This is a genomic window from Cellulosimicrobium sp. BMG9.23, from assembly GCF_059159985.1.
Map to the genome: position 1 here is coordinate 296,560 of NZ_JBZGBZ010000002.1, position 16,658 is coordinate 313,217.

The 16,658-nt window shown below is 72.3% G+C and carries 12 protein-coding genes and 1 tRNA gene; 3 read left to right on the forward strand and 10 right to left on the reverse strand.

Annotated elements, in window-relative coordinates; genetic code table 11:
* Nucleotides 1–254: 254 nt before the first annotated feature.
* The 6 genes from AC4H2G_RS03440 to AC4H2G_RS03465 all read right to left on the reverse strand — a co-directional run bounded on the left by AC4H2G_RS03440 (nucleotide 255) and on the right by AC4H2G_RS03465 (nucleotide 6,978).
* Nucleotides 255–944, reverse strand: coding sequence for a VldE C-terminal domain-containing protein (locus AC4H2G_RS03440; protein WP_494364353.1), 690 nt, complete (start codon nucleotides 942–944; stop codon nucleotides 255–257).
* Nucleotides 945–954: 10 nt separating this feature from the next.
* A tRNA-Ser gene (locus AC4H2G_RS03445) sits at nucleotides 955–1,039 on the reverse strand.
* 114 nt (nucleotides 1,040–1,153) lie between these two features.
* Entirely contained in the window at nucleotides 1,154–1,753 is a 600-nt protein-coding gene (locus AC4H2G_RS03450; protein ID WP_251152294.1) for a GTP-binding protein, read from the reverse strand.
* Nucleotides 1,754–2,141: 388 nt separating this feature from the next.
* Nucleotides 2,142–2,555, reverse strand: coding sequence for a DUF742 domain-containing protein (locus tag AC4H2G_RS03455; protein ID WP_454041827.1), 414 nt, complete (start codon nucleotides 2,553–2,555; stop codon nucleotides 2,142–2,144).
* 10 nt (nucleotides 2,556–2,565) lie between these two features.
* Nucleotides 2,566–3,015 (reverse strand): roadblock/LC7 domain-containing protein, encoded by a 450-nt coding sequence (locus tag AC4H2G_RS03460; protein WP_494364354.1) that lies wholly within the window; start codon nucleotides 3,013–3,015, stop codon nucleotides 2,566–2,568.
* Nucleotides 3,016–3,051: 36 nt separating this feature from the next.
* Entirely contained in the window at nucleotides 3,052–6,978 is a 3,927-nt protein-coding gene (locus AC4H2G_RS03465) for a sensor histidine kinase (RefSeq protein ID WP_494364355.1), read from the reverse strand.
* A gap of 217 nt (nucleotides 6,979–7,195) precedes the next feature.
* Here AC4H2G_RS03465 and AC4H2G_RS03470 point away from each other — a divergent pair, with 217 nt between their 5' ends.
* The 3 genes from AC4H2G_RS03470 (at nucleotide 7,196) to AC4H2G_RS03480 (ending at nucleotide 12,084) form a co-directional block, all read left to right on the forward strand.
* Entirely contained in the window at nucleotides 7,196–8,173 is a 978-nt protein-coding gene (locus tag AC4H2G_RS03470) for an NAD(P)H-quinone oxidoreductase (RefSeq protein WP_494364356.1), read from the forward strand.
* A 111-nt stretch (nucleotides 8,174–8,284) separates the two neighbouring features.
* Complete coding sequence (locus tag AC4H2G_RS03475) at nucleotides 8,285–8,896, forward strand: bacterial proteasome activator family protein (RefSeq protein ID WP_494364357.1); 612 nt, start codon at nucleotides 8,285–8,287, stop codon at nucleotides 8,894–8,896.
* 122 nt (nucleotides 8,897–9,018) lie between these two features.
* On the forward strand, nucleotides 9,019–12,084 hold the full coding sequence (locus AC4H2G_RS03480) for a family 43 glycosylhydrolase (RefSeq protein WP_494364358.1): 3,066 nt from the start codon (nucleotides 9,019–9,021) through the stop codon (nucleotides 12,082–12,084).
* A 60-nt stretch (nucleotides 12,085–12,144) separates the two neighbouring features.
* On the opposite strand, the gene AC4H2G_RS03485 is transcribed toward AC4H2G_RS03480, so the two are convergent.
* The 4 genes from AC4H2G_RS03485 to AC4H2G_RS03500 all read right to left on the reverse strand — a co-directional run bounded on the left by AC4H2G_RS03485 (nucleotide 12,145) and on the right by AC4H2G_RS03500 (nucleotide 16,606).
* Complete coding sequence (locus AC4H2G_RS03485; RefSeq protein ID WP_494364359.1) at nucleotides 12,145–13,023, reverse strand: EamA family transporter; 879 nt, start codon at nucleotides 13,021–13,023, stop codon at nucleotides 12,145–12,147.
* Nucleotides 13,024–13,133: 110 nt separating this feature from the next.
* The gene (locus AC4H2G_RS03490; RefSeq protein ID WP_494364360.1) at nucleotides 13,134–14,090 is read right to left on the reverse strand and encodes a carbohydrate ABC transporter permease; all 957 of its coding nucleotides are present in this window, start codon (nucleotides 14,088–14,090) and stop codon (nucleotides 13,134–13,136) included.
* Nucleotides 14,087–15,076, reverse strand: coding sequence for a carbohydrate ABC transporter permease (locus AC4H2G_RS03495; protein ID WP_494364361.1), 990 nt, complete (start codon nucleotides 15,074–15,076; stop codon nucleotides 14,087–14,089). Before AC4H2G_RS03495 ends, AC4H2G_RS03490 begins: the two co-directional genes overlap by 4 nt.
* Nucleotides 15,077–15,202: 126 nt before the next feature.
* Complete coding sequence (locus AC4H2G_RS03500) at nucleotides 15,203–16,606, reverse strand: ABC transporter substrate-binding protein (RefSeq protein ID WP_494364362.1); 1,404 nt, start codon at nucleotides 16,604–16,606, stop codon at nucleotides 15,203–15,205.
* Between the last annotated feature and the right edge of the window lie 52 nt (nucleotides 16,607–16,658).

Sequence of the window (16,658 nt, forward strand, 5' to 3'; positions counted from 1 at the left end):
ACCCGTGTCGACGGATCGACCACGGCGCTGCACCCGCGTCGCCCAGGGTACCGGGGCGTCGGCGCACGACCAAACCGCGCCGCACCGGCCGTGCCGACCGCGCCACGCGGGCCACCCGCTGCCACGTCGCGCCGGAGCCGCGCGGGCGACCTACCGCTCGAACGTCCGCCGACGGTCCGCGAGCATGCGGGCCAGGGACCGGCACAGAGAGGGACGAGCTCACGCGGGATCACACGAGAGGACGGCGCCCGAGCTCAGTCACGCACGGTGACGTGGAGGTGGTCGAAGTGGCCGCCCGTGACGTCCGTGGGGTCGTGCATGCCTCCGCCGTCGTAGGGTCGCCACTCGGCCCCGCGCCATCGCGACGACCAGATGCCGCCCTGCCAGATGACGTAGTCCACTCCCAGCTCCTCGGCGTACGTCTGCAACCAGGCCGTCATGGCCCACCCCTGCTCCAGGGCGTCGCCGATCGACGCCTCGCCGAGCGCGTTGCCGTAGGTCACGTCGCACGCCCGGCCGAGCGGGTGCTCGGACCGGGTCCCGGGCCGCGGCGACCAGCACGACCAGGAGGATCCGGGGAACTCGGCCAGCGCGAGTGCCATCACCTGGGCCGTGCGCGCGGTGATCTGCCCGTCCGACGTCGGGTCGTCGATCATCCGGTCCGGGTCGTCCAGCGCCACCACGTCGGGCCGCTCCGCGGCGAGACCGGCCTGGACGCCCGCCACGCACGCGTCGTGGTCGCTCACCTCGCCGGGCCCGGAGACGACGTCGGCGGGGTGCAGGTCGGAGCACAGCTCGACGCTCGGGACGGACGACGGCGCCGCGCACCCCCCGAGCACCACCACCGCGACGCACGCCGCGAGGACGGCACGACGGGCCGCCGGTGCGGCGTGCGCGCGGGACGGGTGCACCGACGGACGGGAACTGCACGTGGTGATGCTCATGGTCCTCGAGCGGAGGGCGAGGGATTCGAACCCCCGGTTCCTTGCGGAACAACGGTTTTCAAGACCGTCACATTAGGCCGCTCTGTCAGCCCTCCTCGGGCCTCGCGGCCCGGCGTGCCATTCTGGCACGTCGTCCCGGTGCACGACGACGGCGGGTCACCCCGTGGAGGGCGACCCGCCGTCGTCGGTGGTCGTGCCGGGCAGAGCGGTCAGGCCGCGCCGCGGAGCTGGCGCATCGCGAGCTGGACGAGGGCGATGAGCGTCTGCTTCGTCGCGGCGCGCGACCGGGCGTCCGTGTAGAGCATCGGTACGTGCGCCGGGATCTGCAGCGCTTCGCGCACATCCTCGAGCTTGTGCTTCGCCACGCCGTCGAAGCAGTTGACGCCTACGACGAACGGGATGTTGCGCGACTCGAAGTAGTCGATCGCCGGGAAGCACTGCTCGAGGCGGTCGGTGTCGACGAGCACGACCGCACCGATCGCGCCGCGCACGAGGTCGTCCCACATGAACAGGAAGCGGTCCTGGCCGGGCGTCCCGAACAGGTAGAGCCACAGGTTGCCGGGCAGCGACACGCGGCCGAAGTCCATGGCGACGGTGGTCGTCGTCTTGCGGTCCGTGACGCCGCCCGCGTCGTCGACGCCCACCGAGTGCTCCGTCATGGCCGCCTCGGTGTTGAGGGGCTCCACGTCGGAGATCGAGCCGATGAACGTCGTCTTGCCGACGGCGAACCCGCCCGCGACGACGATCTTCACGACCGTCGGTGCCGTGCGAGGCGCTGACGGCGCCGCACCCGCCTGGGCGGAGGCCATCGGCTGCGGTGCAGTGCGCGGCTGCTGCGGTGCGGCCGGGGCCTGGGCCACGGGCGCCTGGCTGGCCGGCACCTGAACGGCCGGCGCCTGGGCCGCCGGCTGGTGGGCCGCCTGCTGGTGGGACGACGTCGGTGCGACCGGCGCCACCGTCGGGCTGGGCGCGGGCTGCGCGGCCGGCGCGGACGCCTGCGCAGGAGCCTGACCCGGCACGCCCTGGTGCGCGGTCGGCGCGCCCTGGACGGGCGCCACCGACGCGGGAGCCACGGGAGCGGTCTGCGACCCTCCCCCGGCCACGGGCGTCCACGACGGTCCGCCCGTCCTCGCACCACCGGGGACGGCGGAGATCACACCGGACGGCTGGCCGCCCTGAGGCGCGACGCCCGAGCCCTCAGAGGGTGGAAATGCCATTGAGAACACTCTCCAAGACGCTCAGGGACAGGCCCGAGTGGTTGCTTCCGTGACCCGTGTGCACGTTGAGCGGGGTCGACGTGTGCACGGTGATGTAGTTGTCCTCCTGCAAGTCCGCGACGAGCACCTTCGTCACGCCGAGAGGGAGCCGCAGCAGGGCTGAGAGCTCGGCGATCGAGACGTACGTGTGCGCGGCGTGCTGGAGGATCGAGCGCTTCTCCGGCGGCAGCCCGTGGCTGTTCACAGCGCCCGGCATGACCTCGACGAGTGCCTCGAGAGGCAGGTCCGACGTCGCCGAGCGCACACGACCGCCCGTCACGGCGTACGGACGCACCGTCGCCGCCTCGTAGCCGTCGGAGTGGGCTCCGGCACGGCCGAAAGGTACGTTCGTCATCGATCAGACCTCATCCCACGGGGGCTCGGGTGGCACCGTCAACGGGGAGGCTCCCCCGCATCTCGGAGATCAGCTGCGGGGTCAGCGTAGCCTCCGTGCGCGAGACCAGGAGCGCCATCTCGTAGCCGATGAGGCCGATGTCGCACGTGGCCTCCGCGACGACCCCGAGCACGGAACCGTTCGACACGTTCATGAGGAACAGGAAGCCGTTGTCCATCTCGATGATGGCCTGCCGGACGTTCCCGCCGTTGAGCTGACGCGCGGCCCCGCGCGTGAGGCTCGACATGCCCGAGACGATGGCTGCGAGCTGGTCACCGCTCGTCCGGTCGAGCTGGTCCGACATCGCCATGAGCAGGCCGTCGGCCGACACCACGAGCGTGTGCCGGCTCCCCGGGACCGTTCGCACGAAGTTGTCGAGCAGCCACCCGAAATTCGTGGCCTCGGTGCTGAGCGCGTTCACACTTCCTCCTCGTCAGATGCCGCAGCGGGCACATGATCACCGCGCCTGCGGCGCTGAATCAGGGACATAATCCATGGTCTCCGGGGTCCACGTCGAACCCGGCTCGTCCTGGCCCTCGACGCGGCCTCGCGCCGTGGCCGACTGGAAGGCCGACAGCCGGGCGCGGAGCTGCTCCGGGTCCCGGTCGATGCGGGCCGTGAAGCGGTCCACGTACCCCTCGCGGCTCTCCCCGCGCGAACGGCGGGTGAGACCGGCCGGCGGGGCCGACTCGACCTTGAGGGGCTGGTACGTGCCGTCGTTCGGGTCCGCCAACGTCGCTTCCTGGAAGTCGGTGCTGCCCCGCAGCAGGGTGGACATCTCCTCGTAGAGGACGGCCGAGGCCATCCAGTCGGACCGCGCCTCGACCGAGTCGCTCACGTAGCCCGGTTCGAGCGGCTCGATCGCCTCGGGAACCTGGCGACGGACGAGGGGGGTCGGCGCACCGAACCCTGTGCCCGGCGCGGTCGCGACCGCGGGCCGGATCGGGTCGACGGTGACGTACGCGTCCGTGGCGGCGACCGGGGCCGGGGCGACGGTCTCCGCGGCCTGCGGCGTCGTGCGCTCCGGCTGGGCGAAGACCGACGCGCGGGTCACGGCGGCCGCAGGCACCGCCTCCGGTGTCGCAGCCGGTGCCGGTGCCGGTGCCGGTGCCGGTGCCGGTGCCGGTGCAGCGAACGGCGACGCTGCGACGTCCTGCTCCGGGGTGAAGGACGTCGCCTGTGCCGCGAACGCCGAGGCACGGGTCGGTGCCGGCGCGGCGACCGCACCCGCGGGCTCGGCGGGCAGGAGCGTCAACGGCACGGACGGCGTGGGCTCCGGCGGGACAGACCCTGCAGGACGCGAGGCGAGCGCCTCCGCGGAGGGACCGCCCGGGGCCACCGTCGCCCGCGGGGTGGCGGTCGTGCGCGGACGGCGGCCGAAGAGTCCGCGCTTGCGCGCCTGGCTCTCCCGCAGCGAGCGGCGCGTCGGCAGGTCTGCCATGAGCTCCTCGAAGCGCGGCAGCGCCTCGAAGGACAGCTCTGCCGGCACCTCCGGCTCGGCCTCGGCCTCGCCGTGCACGACGGGGACGTCGCTCACCGGGTCGGGGACGCGCGCCGGCTCGGAGGCCGGCACCCGCTCCCCGAGCGGCGTACGAGCCACGGTCGCGTCGTCGACGGGATCGCTCCAGCGCTCGGACGGCGCGGCCGACCCGGCGGGGACTGCCGGCACGACGCGCGTCGCGTCGGTCGTGTCCGTGACTGCTGGCGTCGGAACCGAGAGCGCCTCGTCGGACCAGGCCTGCTGAGGTGCCCACGGCTGCTCGGCGGGCTGCGGTGCCCACGCGTCCTGCTGCGCCACGGGCTCCTGCGGAGCCCACGCGTCCTGCTGGGCTGCGGGCTCCGGCGGCGCCCACGCCGACTCGGAGACCGGCTCGCCGACGGTCCCCACGGCGAGCGGGATGTCGGTCGCGGTGACCTCGGGCGCAGCCGGGAGGTCCACGGGGTTCTCCGTCGCGGCGCGGTCTCCGACCGGTCGGAAGCTCGAGAAGAGCGCGCTGCGCGTGCTCACGTCGAGGACGGGGATCTCCTGCGAGACCGGCTCGACCGTCGGTGCGGCCTGGCGTGCGCGGCTCGGGAGCGCGTTGCCCGCAGGGGCGACCTCGGCGGGCGGTGTCCACGCGTCGTCGGCACCGGGCAGCTCGTCGGGCAGTGCGGGGGTCGCGAGCGGCGGCAGGACGATCGCCCCGGTCTGCGGGCCGGACGCGAACGACGCGCTGGGCGCCGACGCCGCGGGATCGACGGTCCGCGGCCGACGACGCGGCATCCCGGTCTGCGTCGTGCCGTCCGTGAGCGCGGCGAGGTCGACCGGGACCGCGACGGGAGGAGCCTCGGGCTCGACGGCCGGGGTCGCGGACGTCACCGTCGGGGCGGCGGGAAGCTGCGCCTGCTGGGCCTGCTGCGGCACGGGCGCGGGCGCCTCCGCGACGGCCGGCACCACGCCCGTGGCGGAGAGCTGCTGGGCAGCGGCCTGCGTGCGCGTCTCCAGCGGGTCGGTCGGCTGCGGGAGCGGCACGTTGGAGTCGGGCACGAACAGGACACCCGGGAACGACACGGTGACCTCGGTCCCGTTGCCGTCGGACCCGGTGGCGAAGCGCACGCGCGCACCCAGGCGGTCCGCGAGGCGGCCGACCACGAAGAGGCCGAGGCGCTGGGCGCCGACGACGTCGGACGCCGCGTGCGTCGCGACCTTGCGGTTCGCGTCGGCGACCTCCTCCGCGGTCATACCGAGACCGTGGTCGCGCACCGTGATGTAGACGGAGTGCTCGTCGCGACCCGTCGTCACCTCGACCGGCGTGTGCGGCTCCGAGAACATCGTCGCGTTCTCGAGGAGCTCGGCGAGCAGGTGCGCCGCGTTGAGCGCGTTGTGCCCGAGCATGAGCGGGTCGACGACGAGGTTGAGGCGGACGCGGTCGTACAGCTCGATCTCGGACGACGCCGTACGGATGACGTCGGACGCCGGCATGGGCTGACGGACGCGGCGGCCGGAGTCGATGCCCGCGAGGACGAGGAGGGACTCCGCGTTGCGGCGCATCCGGGTCGCGAGGTGGTCGAGCCGGAAGAGGTTCGACAGCGTGCCCGGGTCCTCCTCGGAGCGCTCGAGGTCGTCGAGGAACGCGAGCTGGCGGTTGAGGAGCACCTGGTCACGGCGGGCGACGTTGACGAACATCTCGGCGATGGAGCCACGCAGCGCGGCCTGCTCGCGCGCGACCTTGACGGTCGTCGCGTTCACGTCGTTGAACGCGGTCGCGAGCTGCCCGACCTCGTCCGTCGACTCCACGGTGATCGGGGTCAGGTCGATGCCCGGGCCCTGGCCGGGCACCGCGACCTGCTCGACGAGCTTCGGGAGCTGGTCACGGACGTCCTCGGCCGCGTCGGTGAGGCGGCGCAGCGGGTTGACGATCGCGCGGGCGATGAGGCCGGCGACGAGGATCGAGGCGACGACGGCGGCCAGCGTCGCGGCGATGGTGAGGATCGCGCGCGTGGTCGCGGCGGTCGCGAGCGCGGACGCCTCGTCGATCGTGTCCGACCGGACGGCGTCACGCACGGGCGTGGTCAGCGCGCGGTCCTCCGTGGACAACGTCTGCCACTGCTCCGCGGCGGTCGCGGTGAGCGACGCCGGTCGGGAACCCGCCACGTTGGCACGCAGCTGGTTGTACACCGCGCCGTGCACGGGGAGCGCCTCGTCGAAGTCGGGGAGGAGGCGGACGGCCCGGCGGGCCTCCTGGCTGAGCGAGTCACCGGTGGTCACGAGGACCGCGGCGCGCTGGTTCGCGGTCTCGTTCTGCTGGCCGACCTGCGCCGCAGCGATCACGTTGCCCGCGACGGGGAGCTCGATGGCCTGCTGCGCGAGCAGCTGGTCCAGCACGACGTAGGCGTCGAGGTACTGCGCGAGGCCACGCTGGGTGGAGGTGTCCGCGAGGCTGGCCGGCACGTCGAGCGCGTTATTGATGAGTCCTGTGTACAGGGTGATGCGCTGCTGCTCACCGTGGCTCGACCGGTCGATCCCGCGGCGGATCGCCTCGAGCTCCTGCCGGTCGGCGATCGTCCGCGCGACCGCGTCCTGGACCCGCGCGTCCAGCGCGGAGAGGTTCAGCGCCTCGTAGGCGCGGTCTCGGCTGTCGAGCGCGCGGTCGGTCTTGTCGCGCTGCGCGAGCATCTGCTCCTCGGCGCCCTCGGAGCCGTACGAATCGAGGACGGACAGCGACCGCTCGGCCGCGATCTCCGTCCCGGCGATGTCCTGCTTCTCGAGGGCGTCGACGAGCGCGCTCGTCTGGCTCGCCGTGCGTGCCGACGCGATCGCCTGACCGGAGATCACGGCCGCGGCGATGAACAGCACGAGGACCGGCACCGCGAGAGCCGCAAGGATCTTCCCGCGGACGCTCAACCTGCGGAGCATTCGAACCTGCCTCCATCACCTGGTCCACCCGGATCGGCGTCGCTGACGCGTCCATCGCGTCACGTCTCCCCGGTCGTGCGTACTAACTATCGGTGCACTTCCCCCGGACGCCTAATCCGGCCGCAAGCGCTCCCACGCGCGCGGCCGACCCCTCGCTCACGCGGCGAACCGGCGCCCCCGGCGGCCCGCGCGTAGTCTCGGCGTCGTGCGAGGCGTCACGATATCCGGCCCCGGCGGCCCTGCGAAACTAACGGTTTCCGAGCTCCCTGACCAGACCCCTGGGCCCGAGGAGCTCGTCCTGCACGTCGCTTCCGCTGGCGTGAACCGCGCTGACCTGCTACAACGCGCCGGATCGTACCCACCTCCACCGGGCGCACCCGACTGGCCGGGGCTCGAGGTGTCGGGCACCGTCGCCCTCGTCGGTGACGCCGTGAGTGGGTGGTCCGTCGGCGACCGGGCCGTCGCGCTGCTCGACGGCGGCGGGTACGCGGAGCAGGTCCGCGTGCGCGCGACGCAGGTGCTGCCCGTCCCCGCCGGCGTGGACCTCGTCGACGCCGCCGCGCTCCCCGAGGCCGCGTGCACGGTCTGGAGCAACCTCGTCGACGTCGGCCGGCTCGCGGCGGACGAGTGGCTGCTGGTGCACGGGGGGTCCGGCGGCGTCGGGACGGTCGCGGTGCAGGTCGGGGCCGCGCTCGGCGCCCACGTCGCCGTCACGGCCGGCGGCCGCGAGCGCGCCGACCGGTGCCTGGCGCTCGGGGCGAGCCTCGCCGTCGACCACCGCGAGGAGGACTTCGTCGCGGCGGTGCGCGAGGCGTCCGGAGGGCGGGGCGCGGACGTCGTGCTCGACGTCGTGGGTGCCGCCTACCTCGACCGCAACCTGCAGGCGCTGGCCTCGAACGGGCGCCTCGTCGTCATCGGCATGCAGAAGGGAGCCCGTGCCGAGCTCGACCTGGGCCGGCTTCTCGCGCGACGCGCCACGGTCGCCGGCACGACGCTGCGCTCGCGTCCCGCGCACGAGAAGGCGCGCATCGTGCACGACGTCCTCACGCACGTCTGGCCGATGGTCGAGGACGGGCGCGTCCGACCGGTCGTCCACGCGCGCGTCCCTCTCGCCGAGGCGGCCCGGGCGCACGAGCTCCTCGAGTCCGGCGACGTGTTCGGCAAGGTCCTCCTCGTCCCATAGGCCCTGGTCGCAGCGTTGCCGGACCTCGCGCGCCAGACCTGGGGCCGCACGACCCGCACGCCACGCCACATGGCCAGTGCGCGCGTGGGCGGGGCACGCAAGACTGTCCCCATGGCTGACGAGACGCGCGACCCCCGCCCCGAGGAGCCCGCCCAGACCTCGGAGTCCGACGACGGACCCGACACCGTCACGGTCGTCACGCCCGACGGGGTCGGGGTGAGCGTCGTCGAGAGCGACGACTCGACGGATCCCGACCGGAACCCGGCGACCGTCATCGAAGAGCCGGCGAAGGTCATGCGCATCGGCGGCATGATCAAGAAGCTGCTCGACGAGGTGCGCGACGCGCCTCTCGACGAGGCAGCGCGCTCGCGCCTGGCGGAGATCCACGAGCGGTCCCTGACAGAGCTCGAGGAGGGGCTGTCGCCCGATCTCGTCGCGGAGCTGCACCGCATCACGCTGCCCTTCTCCGACGACACCGTCCCCACCGACGCGGAGCTGCGCGTCGCCCAGGCGCAGCTCGTCGGGTGGCTCGAGGGGCTCTTCCACGGCATCCAGACGGCGCTCGTCGCCCAGCAGATGGCGGCGCAGTCGCAGCTCTCCCAGATGCGCCGGGCGCTGCCTCCCGGGGCGATGCCCATGGGCCCGGGAGTCCCCGGTGCGCCGGGGCAGCCGGGCGGCCCCGACCCGCACGACGGCCGCCCCTCTCCGGGTCAGTACCTCTGAGGGCACACCCCCTAGCACGTTGACTTCTGTTGGGTCTTGCGCGTTTGTGCGTGCCAATCCTAGAGTGAACGCACACATCGAGGTGGCGCGACGGGGCGTCGCCTGAGCGGGCGGGAGCCGGGATGACGACATCGACGGCACGACGACGACGCGGGATGCTGGTCGCACGGACGCTCGCCTCAGCACTCGTCGCCACGACGGCGTGGGCTTCGGCCGGGACGGCGACGGCGGCGCCCGCGCGCCTGGTCGACCGAACCGCGGGTTCGGCGGCGACGGCCCAGGTCGCACCGGAGGGCACCTACGAGAACCCGGTCGTCGACCAGAACGCCCCGGACCCGAGCATCATCCGCGCGCAGGACGGGTACTACTACCTCTACACGACCAGCACCTACCTCCGGGGCGACCCCGAGCCCCACACCCTGCCGATCTTCCGCTCCGCGGACATGGCGGACTGGGAGCACGTCGGGGACGCGTTCGAGGACGCGCCCGAGTGGATCGAGAGCCCGGTGGGCGCATGGGCCCCGGACGTGCACTTCATGAACGGCCAGTACTACCTGTACTACAGCACGTCGGAGACCAAGGCCCTGCCCCGGTACGGGAGCCCGGCGGGTGCCTACGCGATCGGCGTCGCGACCGCGCCGACGCCGACCGGGCCGTGGACCGACGCCGGGCCCTCCGCGGGCGGCCAGTTCACCACCGGCCCGATCGTCGCCCCGCAGATCGGGTGGTGCACCGACCCGGACGACGCGGGCTGCTACGACTGGGTCATCGACTCGCACGTCTACCAGGGCCCGGACGGTACCCGGTATCTCTACGAGGGCTCGTACTTCGGCGGGAACCGCCTGCACGAGCTGGCCGCGGACGGGTTGTCCGTCGTCGAGGGCACCGCGGTGCAGTACGGCCACCAGATCCGCTACGAGGGCTCGTACCTGTGGCCCCACCTCGTGGGCGAGGAGCGGCTCTACTACATGATCGGGTCGCAGTCGAACTGCTGCGAGGGCTCGAACACGCCGTACAGCGTCTCGACGAACCGCGGCAACCAGCCCTACGGGAACGTGGACGGTCAGGGGAACCGCAGCAACTTCGTGGACCATCGGGGCCTCCCGATGCAGTGGAGCTACGGACCGCCGCCGGACCTCCAGCCCGGTGACGAACCCTGGACCTGGCCGGGGTGGTGGAACCTCGCCGGGATGGCGGGCGGGTTCCCCACCCTGCGGCAGAACGGCGACGGCGTCGTCGGCGCCGGTCACCAGGCGATCATCGAGGACCTCGCGGGACAGGACTGGATGTACTACCACGGCGTCCAGGAGGACGACCCGTGGGGCACCGACGCCGGTCAGACGGAGGGCGGTCTCAAGCGCCAGCTCTACCTGGACCGCATGGACTGGACCGAGGACGGCTGGCCGGTCGTGAACGGCGGTTCCGGGCCGACGTCGGGCGGCACCGCACCGGTGGCCACGCCCGCCGTCGGCGACACCTTCAACCCGGGCGGTGCGGGGCCCGGCTCGCAGTCGGACGACGCCGGAGCGCGCGCCGACTGGGTCGACGTGGCGGGGACGTGGGTGGCGCGGACGGACGACGCCGTCAGCGGCGGGCACCTGAGCCAGGTGGAGCCCGTCGGGCGGACCGGGACCGCCACGAGCACGGGCGCGGCGTACGGCGCGCCCGGTCTGAGGGCGGAGTGCGACGTGCGCGCGGCCTCCGACAGCGGCCTCTACGGGTGCGCGCTCGTGCTCGGTGGATCCGGTGCGGACGCCGTCCGCGTCGAGGCGAGCGTCGACGCGGCGACGGGCACCGTCGCGCTCGTGCGGCGCGCAGCCGACGGCACGACGGGTGACCCGCAGGTGGGTCGGCTGCCCGCGGGCCTCGACCTGACGGGGTGGAACCACCTCGTGCTCGAGCTCGACCCGGCCGCAGCACGCGGACCGACCGTCACGGCGACGTTCCAGAACTCGGACCGCAACCCGATGGTCGACCTCTTCCTCCCGATCGCCGAGACACCCGGCGCGGGCGACGTGCGGGTGGGCCTCTTCACCGACGGAGCGGCCGCCGACTTCGACAACGTCTCGCTCGTCCCCCGTGCACCGCGCGTGGCCGAGCTCGACGGGCCGCCCGAGGCGGGTGCGGTCGACGCCGCGCGCTCCGACGACTTCGGGGGGTCGATCGGCGACCAGTGGACGTGGCTGCGCGAGGATCCCGCGCTGCACGGCTTCGCGCCGACCGGCGCCCTCGAGCTCACGACGAACGGGCACCTCGACCCGTACCAGCGGGTGAACGCGAACAGGGACGACCCGCCGGACCTTCCGCTCACGAGCAACGTCCTGCTCCAGGACGCCCCGGAGGGCGACTTCATGGTGGAGACGACGCTCCACTTCGACCCGCACGTGGACAACCTGTCCGCCGGGATCGCGCTGTACAGCGACGACGACCATCACGTGTCCAACCTCGTGTCGTGGAACGGCATGCTCACGCAGATCGTCACCGCGCGCAGCTCGCTGACCCCCTTGCCCGAGGGCGCCGAGTGCCCGCTCGACGCCCCCGTTCCCGGGGCGAACGTCGCGACCACCGAGTACTCGGCGGACGCGTGCCCGCCGCGTTCCGAGCACCACTCCCAGGAGTACCCGGCGAGCACACGCTGCTGCTGGGACGGCAACGGGCGGGCGGACGACCCGTCGCGGATCACCGTCTCGTTGCGGCTCTACCGACAGGGCGACGTCGTGACCCCGTGGTACTCGCTCGACGGGCAGACGTGGACCCGGGAGAACGCGTGGACGTTCGAGGCCGTGAGCGAGGAGTTCCCGCTGAAGATCGCCTTGTACGCCTCCGCGAACCACAAGGCCCTCGACCCGGGCGCGCGCGCGAAGGCCTGGTTCGACGACGTCGTGGTCCGGCCGCTCGACGAACCCGGCGTGCGCCTCAGGGACGTGACCGCGTCCACGAGGTGCCTGGCCGGAACGGCGTACGTCGCCGTCCGCGCGACCAACGACGAACAAGACCCGGTCGCCGTGCGCCTCGAGACACCGTTCGGTGCGCGGGAGTACGCGTCGGTGGTCCCGGACCGGTCCGCCTACCAGTCGTTCACCGCGCGCGCCGCGACGCTCGACGGCGGGACGGCGACCGTTCTAGCGACTGCCGGTGACGGGCGCCAGACGGCGTACGAGGTACCGTTCGACGCGATCTCCTGCTGACGACCCGCCTCGCGGCGCGTGCGACGAGGTGCGCCACGCGGCTGTCAGGGCCGCGGGCTGTCAGGCCGGCGGCGGGTCCGTCGGCCCGACGGCGTCCGGCGCCTCGGGCGTCCGGCGCGCCGTCATCGCGATGGCCCCCGAGACGAGGACGAGACCCGCGAGCTCCGGCAACGTGGGGATCTGACGCAGCACGACGGCGCCGATCACGGCGGCGGTCGCGGGCAGGAGCGCGAGGAGCACCGAGAACGTCGCGGCGCTGACGCGGCGGAGGATGACCTGCTCGAGCGCGTACGGCACCACGGAAGAGAACAGGGCGATGCCGACCACGGCGAGCGCGTAACGCCAGTCGCCCAGGACCGAGACGGCGGCCGGCGCGAGGAACGGGGCGAACACGAGAGCGCCGAGCGTCATGGCGACCGACAGCGACGTCACGCCCGACCCGGCGACCGCCACGCGCCGGCCCAGGACGATGTAGGCGGCCCAGCACGCCGCCGCGACGCCGATCGCGGCGAGCCCGACGACGACGTCCTCGCGCGGCAGCCCCGACTCGACGGTGACCCCCGCGAGCAGCACGACACCGAGCGCCGCGACCCCGATCGCCCCGCGCTCGCGCCACCCACGACCCGTGACCGCCGCGACGGCGACAGGCCCGCAGAACTCGATCGCGACCGCCGTCCCGAGCGGCAGGTGGTCGATCGCGACGTAGAACGCGAGGTTCATCGTCGCCAGGGCGACGCCGAAGACCGCGACCCACGCGGCGTCGTGCCGGGTCCACCGCCTACGCCACGGGCGCCGCCAGAGCAGCAGGAGAACGGCCGACGCCGCGATGCGCAGCCACCCGACCTCGACCGCGCCCGCGACCGCGAACAGCCCGACGGCGATCGCCGCCCCGAGGTACTGCGTCAGCCCGGAGACGACGAACAGCGCGGGCACGGGCACCCGCCCTATCGCAACAGCAGGACGGACGGGCACCCGACGACTCTAGGCGTCCGTCGCGCGTACGCCCACGGGAGCCCGGCGCGAGGCGGGTGCCTCGCGCCGGACCACGATCAGCCCTTGACCGACCCCGCGAGCAGGCCACGCACGAAGTACCGCTGGAGCGCCATGAAGACGACGAGCGGCACGATGATCGAGATGAACGCCCCGGCGGTGAGGATGTGCCAGTCGCCGCCACGCGACCCGGCCATCTCCGCGACGCGCACGGTGAGCGGGTAGGTCGACGTCTCGGCGAAGGTGAGACCGACGAGCAGGTCGTTCCAGACCCACAGGAACTGGAAGATCGCGAAGGACGCGATCGCCGGGACGAGGAGCGGCAGGAGCACCTGGAAGAAGATCTTCACGTGCCCGGCGCCGTCCACGCGCGCGGCCTCGACGAGGGAGCGCGGGATGTCCTTCATGAAGTTGTGCAGCAGGAAGATCGCGAGCGGCAGAGCGAAGATCGAGTGCGAGAGCCAGACGCTCCAGAACGTCCCGTTGAGGCCCACGTCGACGTAGTCGCTCAGCAGCGGGACGAGCGCGACCTGCAGCGGGACGACCTGCAGCGCGAAGATCGCGACGAAGAGGATGTCGCGACCGCGGAACTCGATCCATGCGAAGGCGTAGGCGGCGAGCAGAGCCAGCGTGATGGGGATGACCACGGCGGGCAGGGTGATGACGAACGAGTTGACGAAGTACGTCGCCAGGCTGGACCCGCTCCCGTAGAGCGCCTGCTCGTAGTTGTCGAGCGTGAACTCGGCGTTGCCAGTGAAGACCGTCCACCAGCCGCTGCGGCGGATGTCGAGCTCGGGGCGGAACGACGTGACGAGCAGACCGACGGAGGGGATCGTCCAGAGCAGTGCGATGAGGATCGCGAGGAACGAGGCCCACGGCGAGCTGAGCTTGCCCCTGGCGGCGATCGCCCGCTTCTCGAGCCGACTGATCTTCCGCGGGCTGCGAGGCCCTTCGGTCTCGGCCTCGGTGGTGAGGTCGGCCTCGGAGGCGACCGGGGGGATCGGTGTGCTGGTCATCGGATCTCCTCGGCGAGCCGCATCTGACGGACGTTGTAGACGATGATCGGGACGACGAGGACGAACAGGATCACCGCGAGCGCCGAGCTCAGCCCCTGGTTGTTCTGGCGGAAGGCCTGCGTGTAGAACTCGTTCGCTACGACGTCCGTGCCGAACTGGCCTCCCGTCATGGTGCGGACGATGTCGAAGATCTTCAGCGTCGCCATGGCGATCGTCGTGAGGACGACGACGAGGGCGGGGCGAACGCTCGGCACGGTGATATAGCGGAACATCCCCCACCCCTTGAGCCCGTCGAGGCGGGCCGCCTCGACGATGTCGTCCGGGATGGCCTTGATCGCCGCCGAGAGGACCGTCATGGCGAACCCGGTCTGGATCCAGATCATGACGACGATGAGGAAGAAGGTGTTCCACGGCTGGCCGATGAGGAACTGCTGCGGCTCGCCACCGAGCCAGACGATCACCTGGTTGAGGAGGCCGATCTGCTGGACGCCGGGCTGGTTGGGGCGGAACTCGTAGACGAAGCCCCAGATGATCGACGCGCCCACCATCGAGATCGCCATGGGGAGGAAGACGAGCGCCTTGGCGAACTTCTCGAACCGCGTGCGGTCGACGAGCACGGCGTAGACCACGCCGATGAACGTCGACAGGAGCGGGACCACGACGACCCAGATCGCCGTGTTCCCCAGGACCTGCTGGAACTGGTCCGTCGTGAACGCGGTGACGTAGTTGTCGAGGCCGACGAACGAGTTGCCACGCTTGTCGAACAGCGAGTTCCACACCGTGATCAGGGCGGGCCGCACGAGGCCCCAGGCCAGCCCGGTCACGGCCGGCCCGACGAATGCGAGGACGACGACCCAGCGGGGCACCCGCTTGGGCCTGTCCACCGCCAGGAGGATCGCGCCCATGACGACGACGAACAGCAGGATCGCCAGGAACATCAGGCCGAACTTCTCCGCAGGAGAGCTCGGGTCGGTCAACCAGTCCATGGTGGCCTCCGGTCAGCTCGCCCACGACGACGGGGGCGAGCACGGTCAACGGGTGGAGCCGGGGCGGGGGGTCCGCCGGTGTCGGCGGACCCCCCGTCCGGTCAGGCGCTCATGCGCTCCGTGTCGTCAGGACGCCGGCCAGGATGCCTCGATCGTGTCGACGACCTCCTGCGTGTCGGACCCGGTGAACCAGTTGACCATCCCGGTCCAGAACGTTCCCGCGCCCACCTCGCCCGGCATGAGGTCCGAGCCGTCGAACCGGATGACGGCGTCGGGGTCGGCAAGGATCTCCGCGGAGAGCTTGTCGAAGTCCGTGGCGAGGTTCTCCGGGTCGAGGCCGTTGTTCGCGCTGACCCAGCCGCCCTGGGGCGTCGTGGTCGCCTTGGTGTTCGCCCAGTCCGCCGAGGACAGGTAGGTCTGGAAGGCCTGGACCTCGGGGCGGTCGTCGAAGGCCGCGACGAACTCGCCGCCGCCGAGGACCGGCTTGATGTCGGTCTGGTCGGTCGGCAGGTAGAAGGCGTAGACGTCACCGTCCTCGGCGACCTCCGTGCCCTCGGGCCACTGCGTCTGGTAGAAGTTCGCGGCGCGGTGCAGCCAGCACGTGCCGTCGAGGATCGGGTAGCCCGCGTCGGTCCAGGTCGTGGTGGCGATCGAGTCCACGCCACCGAGGCCCGCGTTGACCATCTCCGGGTCCTTGAGGATCTCCCCGGCCGTGTCGAACGCCTCGACGATCTGCTCGTCGTTGAACGGGATCTCGTGGGTCACCCACTGGTCGTAGACCTCAGGACCGCCCGTGCGCAGCACGACGTCCTCGATCCAGTCCGTGGCCGGCCAGCCCGTCGCGTCGCCGGACTCGACGCCCGCGCACCACGGCTTGACACCCTGCTCGCCGCCGTCCTCGACGATCTGGTCGCTGAGGTCCATCATCTCGGTCCAGGTGGTGGGGACCTCGTAGCCCGCGTCCTCGAACATCGAGGGGGAGTACCAGACGTAGGACTTGACGTTCGAGCCGAGCGGCGCGGAGTAGAACGTGCCGTCGACCGTCCCGTACTCCTTCCACGACTCGCTGAAGAACTCGTCGACGTTGGCCACGGTCTGCTCCGGTGCCTCGACGATCTCCCCGGGGAAGTCCGTGACGATCGTGTTGAGCAGGCCCGGCTGGGGCAGGTACGCGATGTCCGGTGCGTTGCCCGCCTGGATGCGCACGAGCAGCTGCGCCTCGAACTCGCGGGACCCCTCGTAGTTCACCGTGACGCCGGTGCACTCCTCGAAGGGGTCGTACGACGCCTCCTGCGTCTCCTGCTCGGGCTCCACGATCGAGGTGTACACCGACACCTCGGTGCCCTCGAGGTCGCCGAACTCCTCGTAGGGCGCGCAGTCGATCTCCGCCGCCTCGGTGTCACCCTCGCCGCCGTCTCCCCCGTCGCCACCGCCACCGCAGGCCGCCAGGACGAGCGCGAGGCTCGCCCCGCCCGCCGCGACGGCCAACGCGCGCCGGCGTCCGGCGCGGGACATCGTGCTCCTGGTCATGTCAAGCCTCCACCTCGTCGTGAGTGCTGACGCCGCGTACACCGACCGGTCC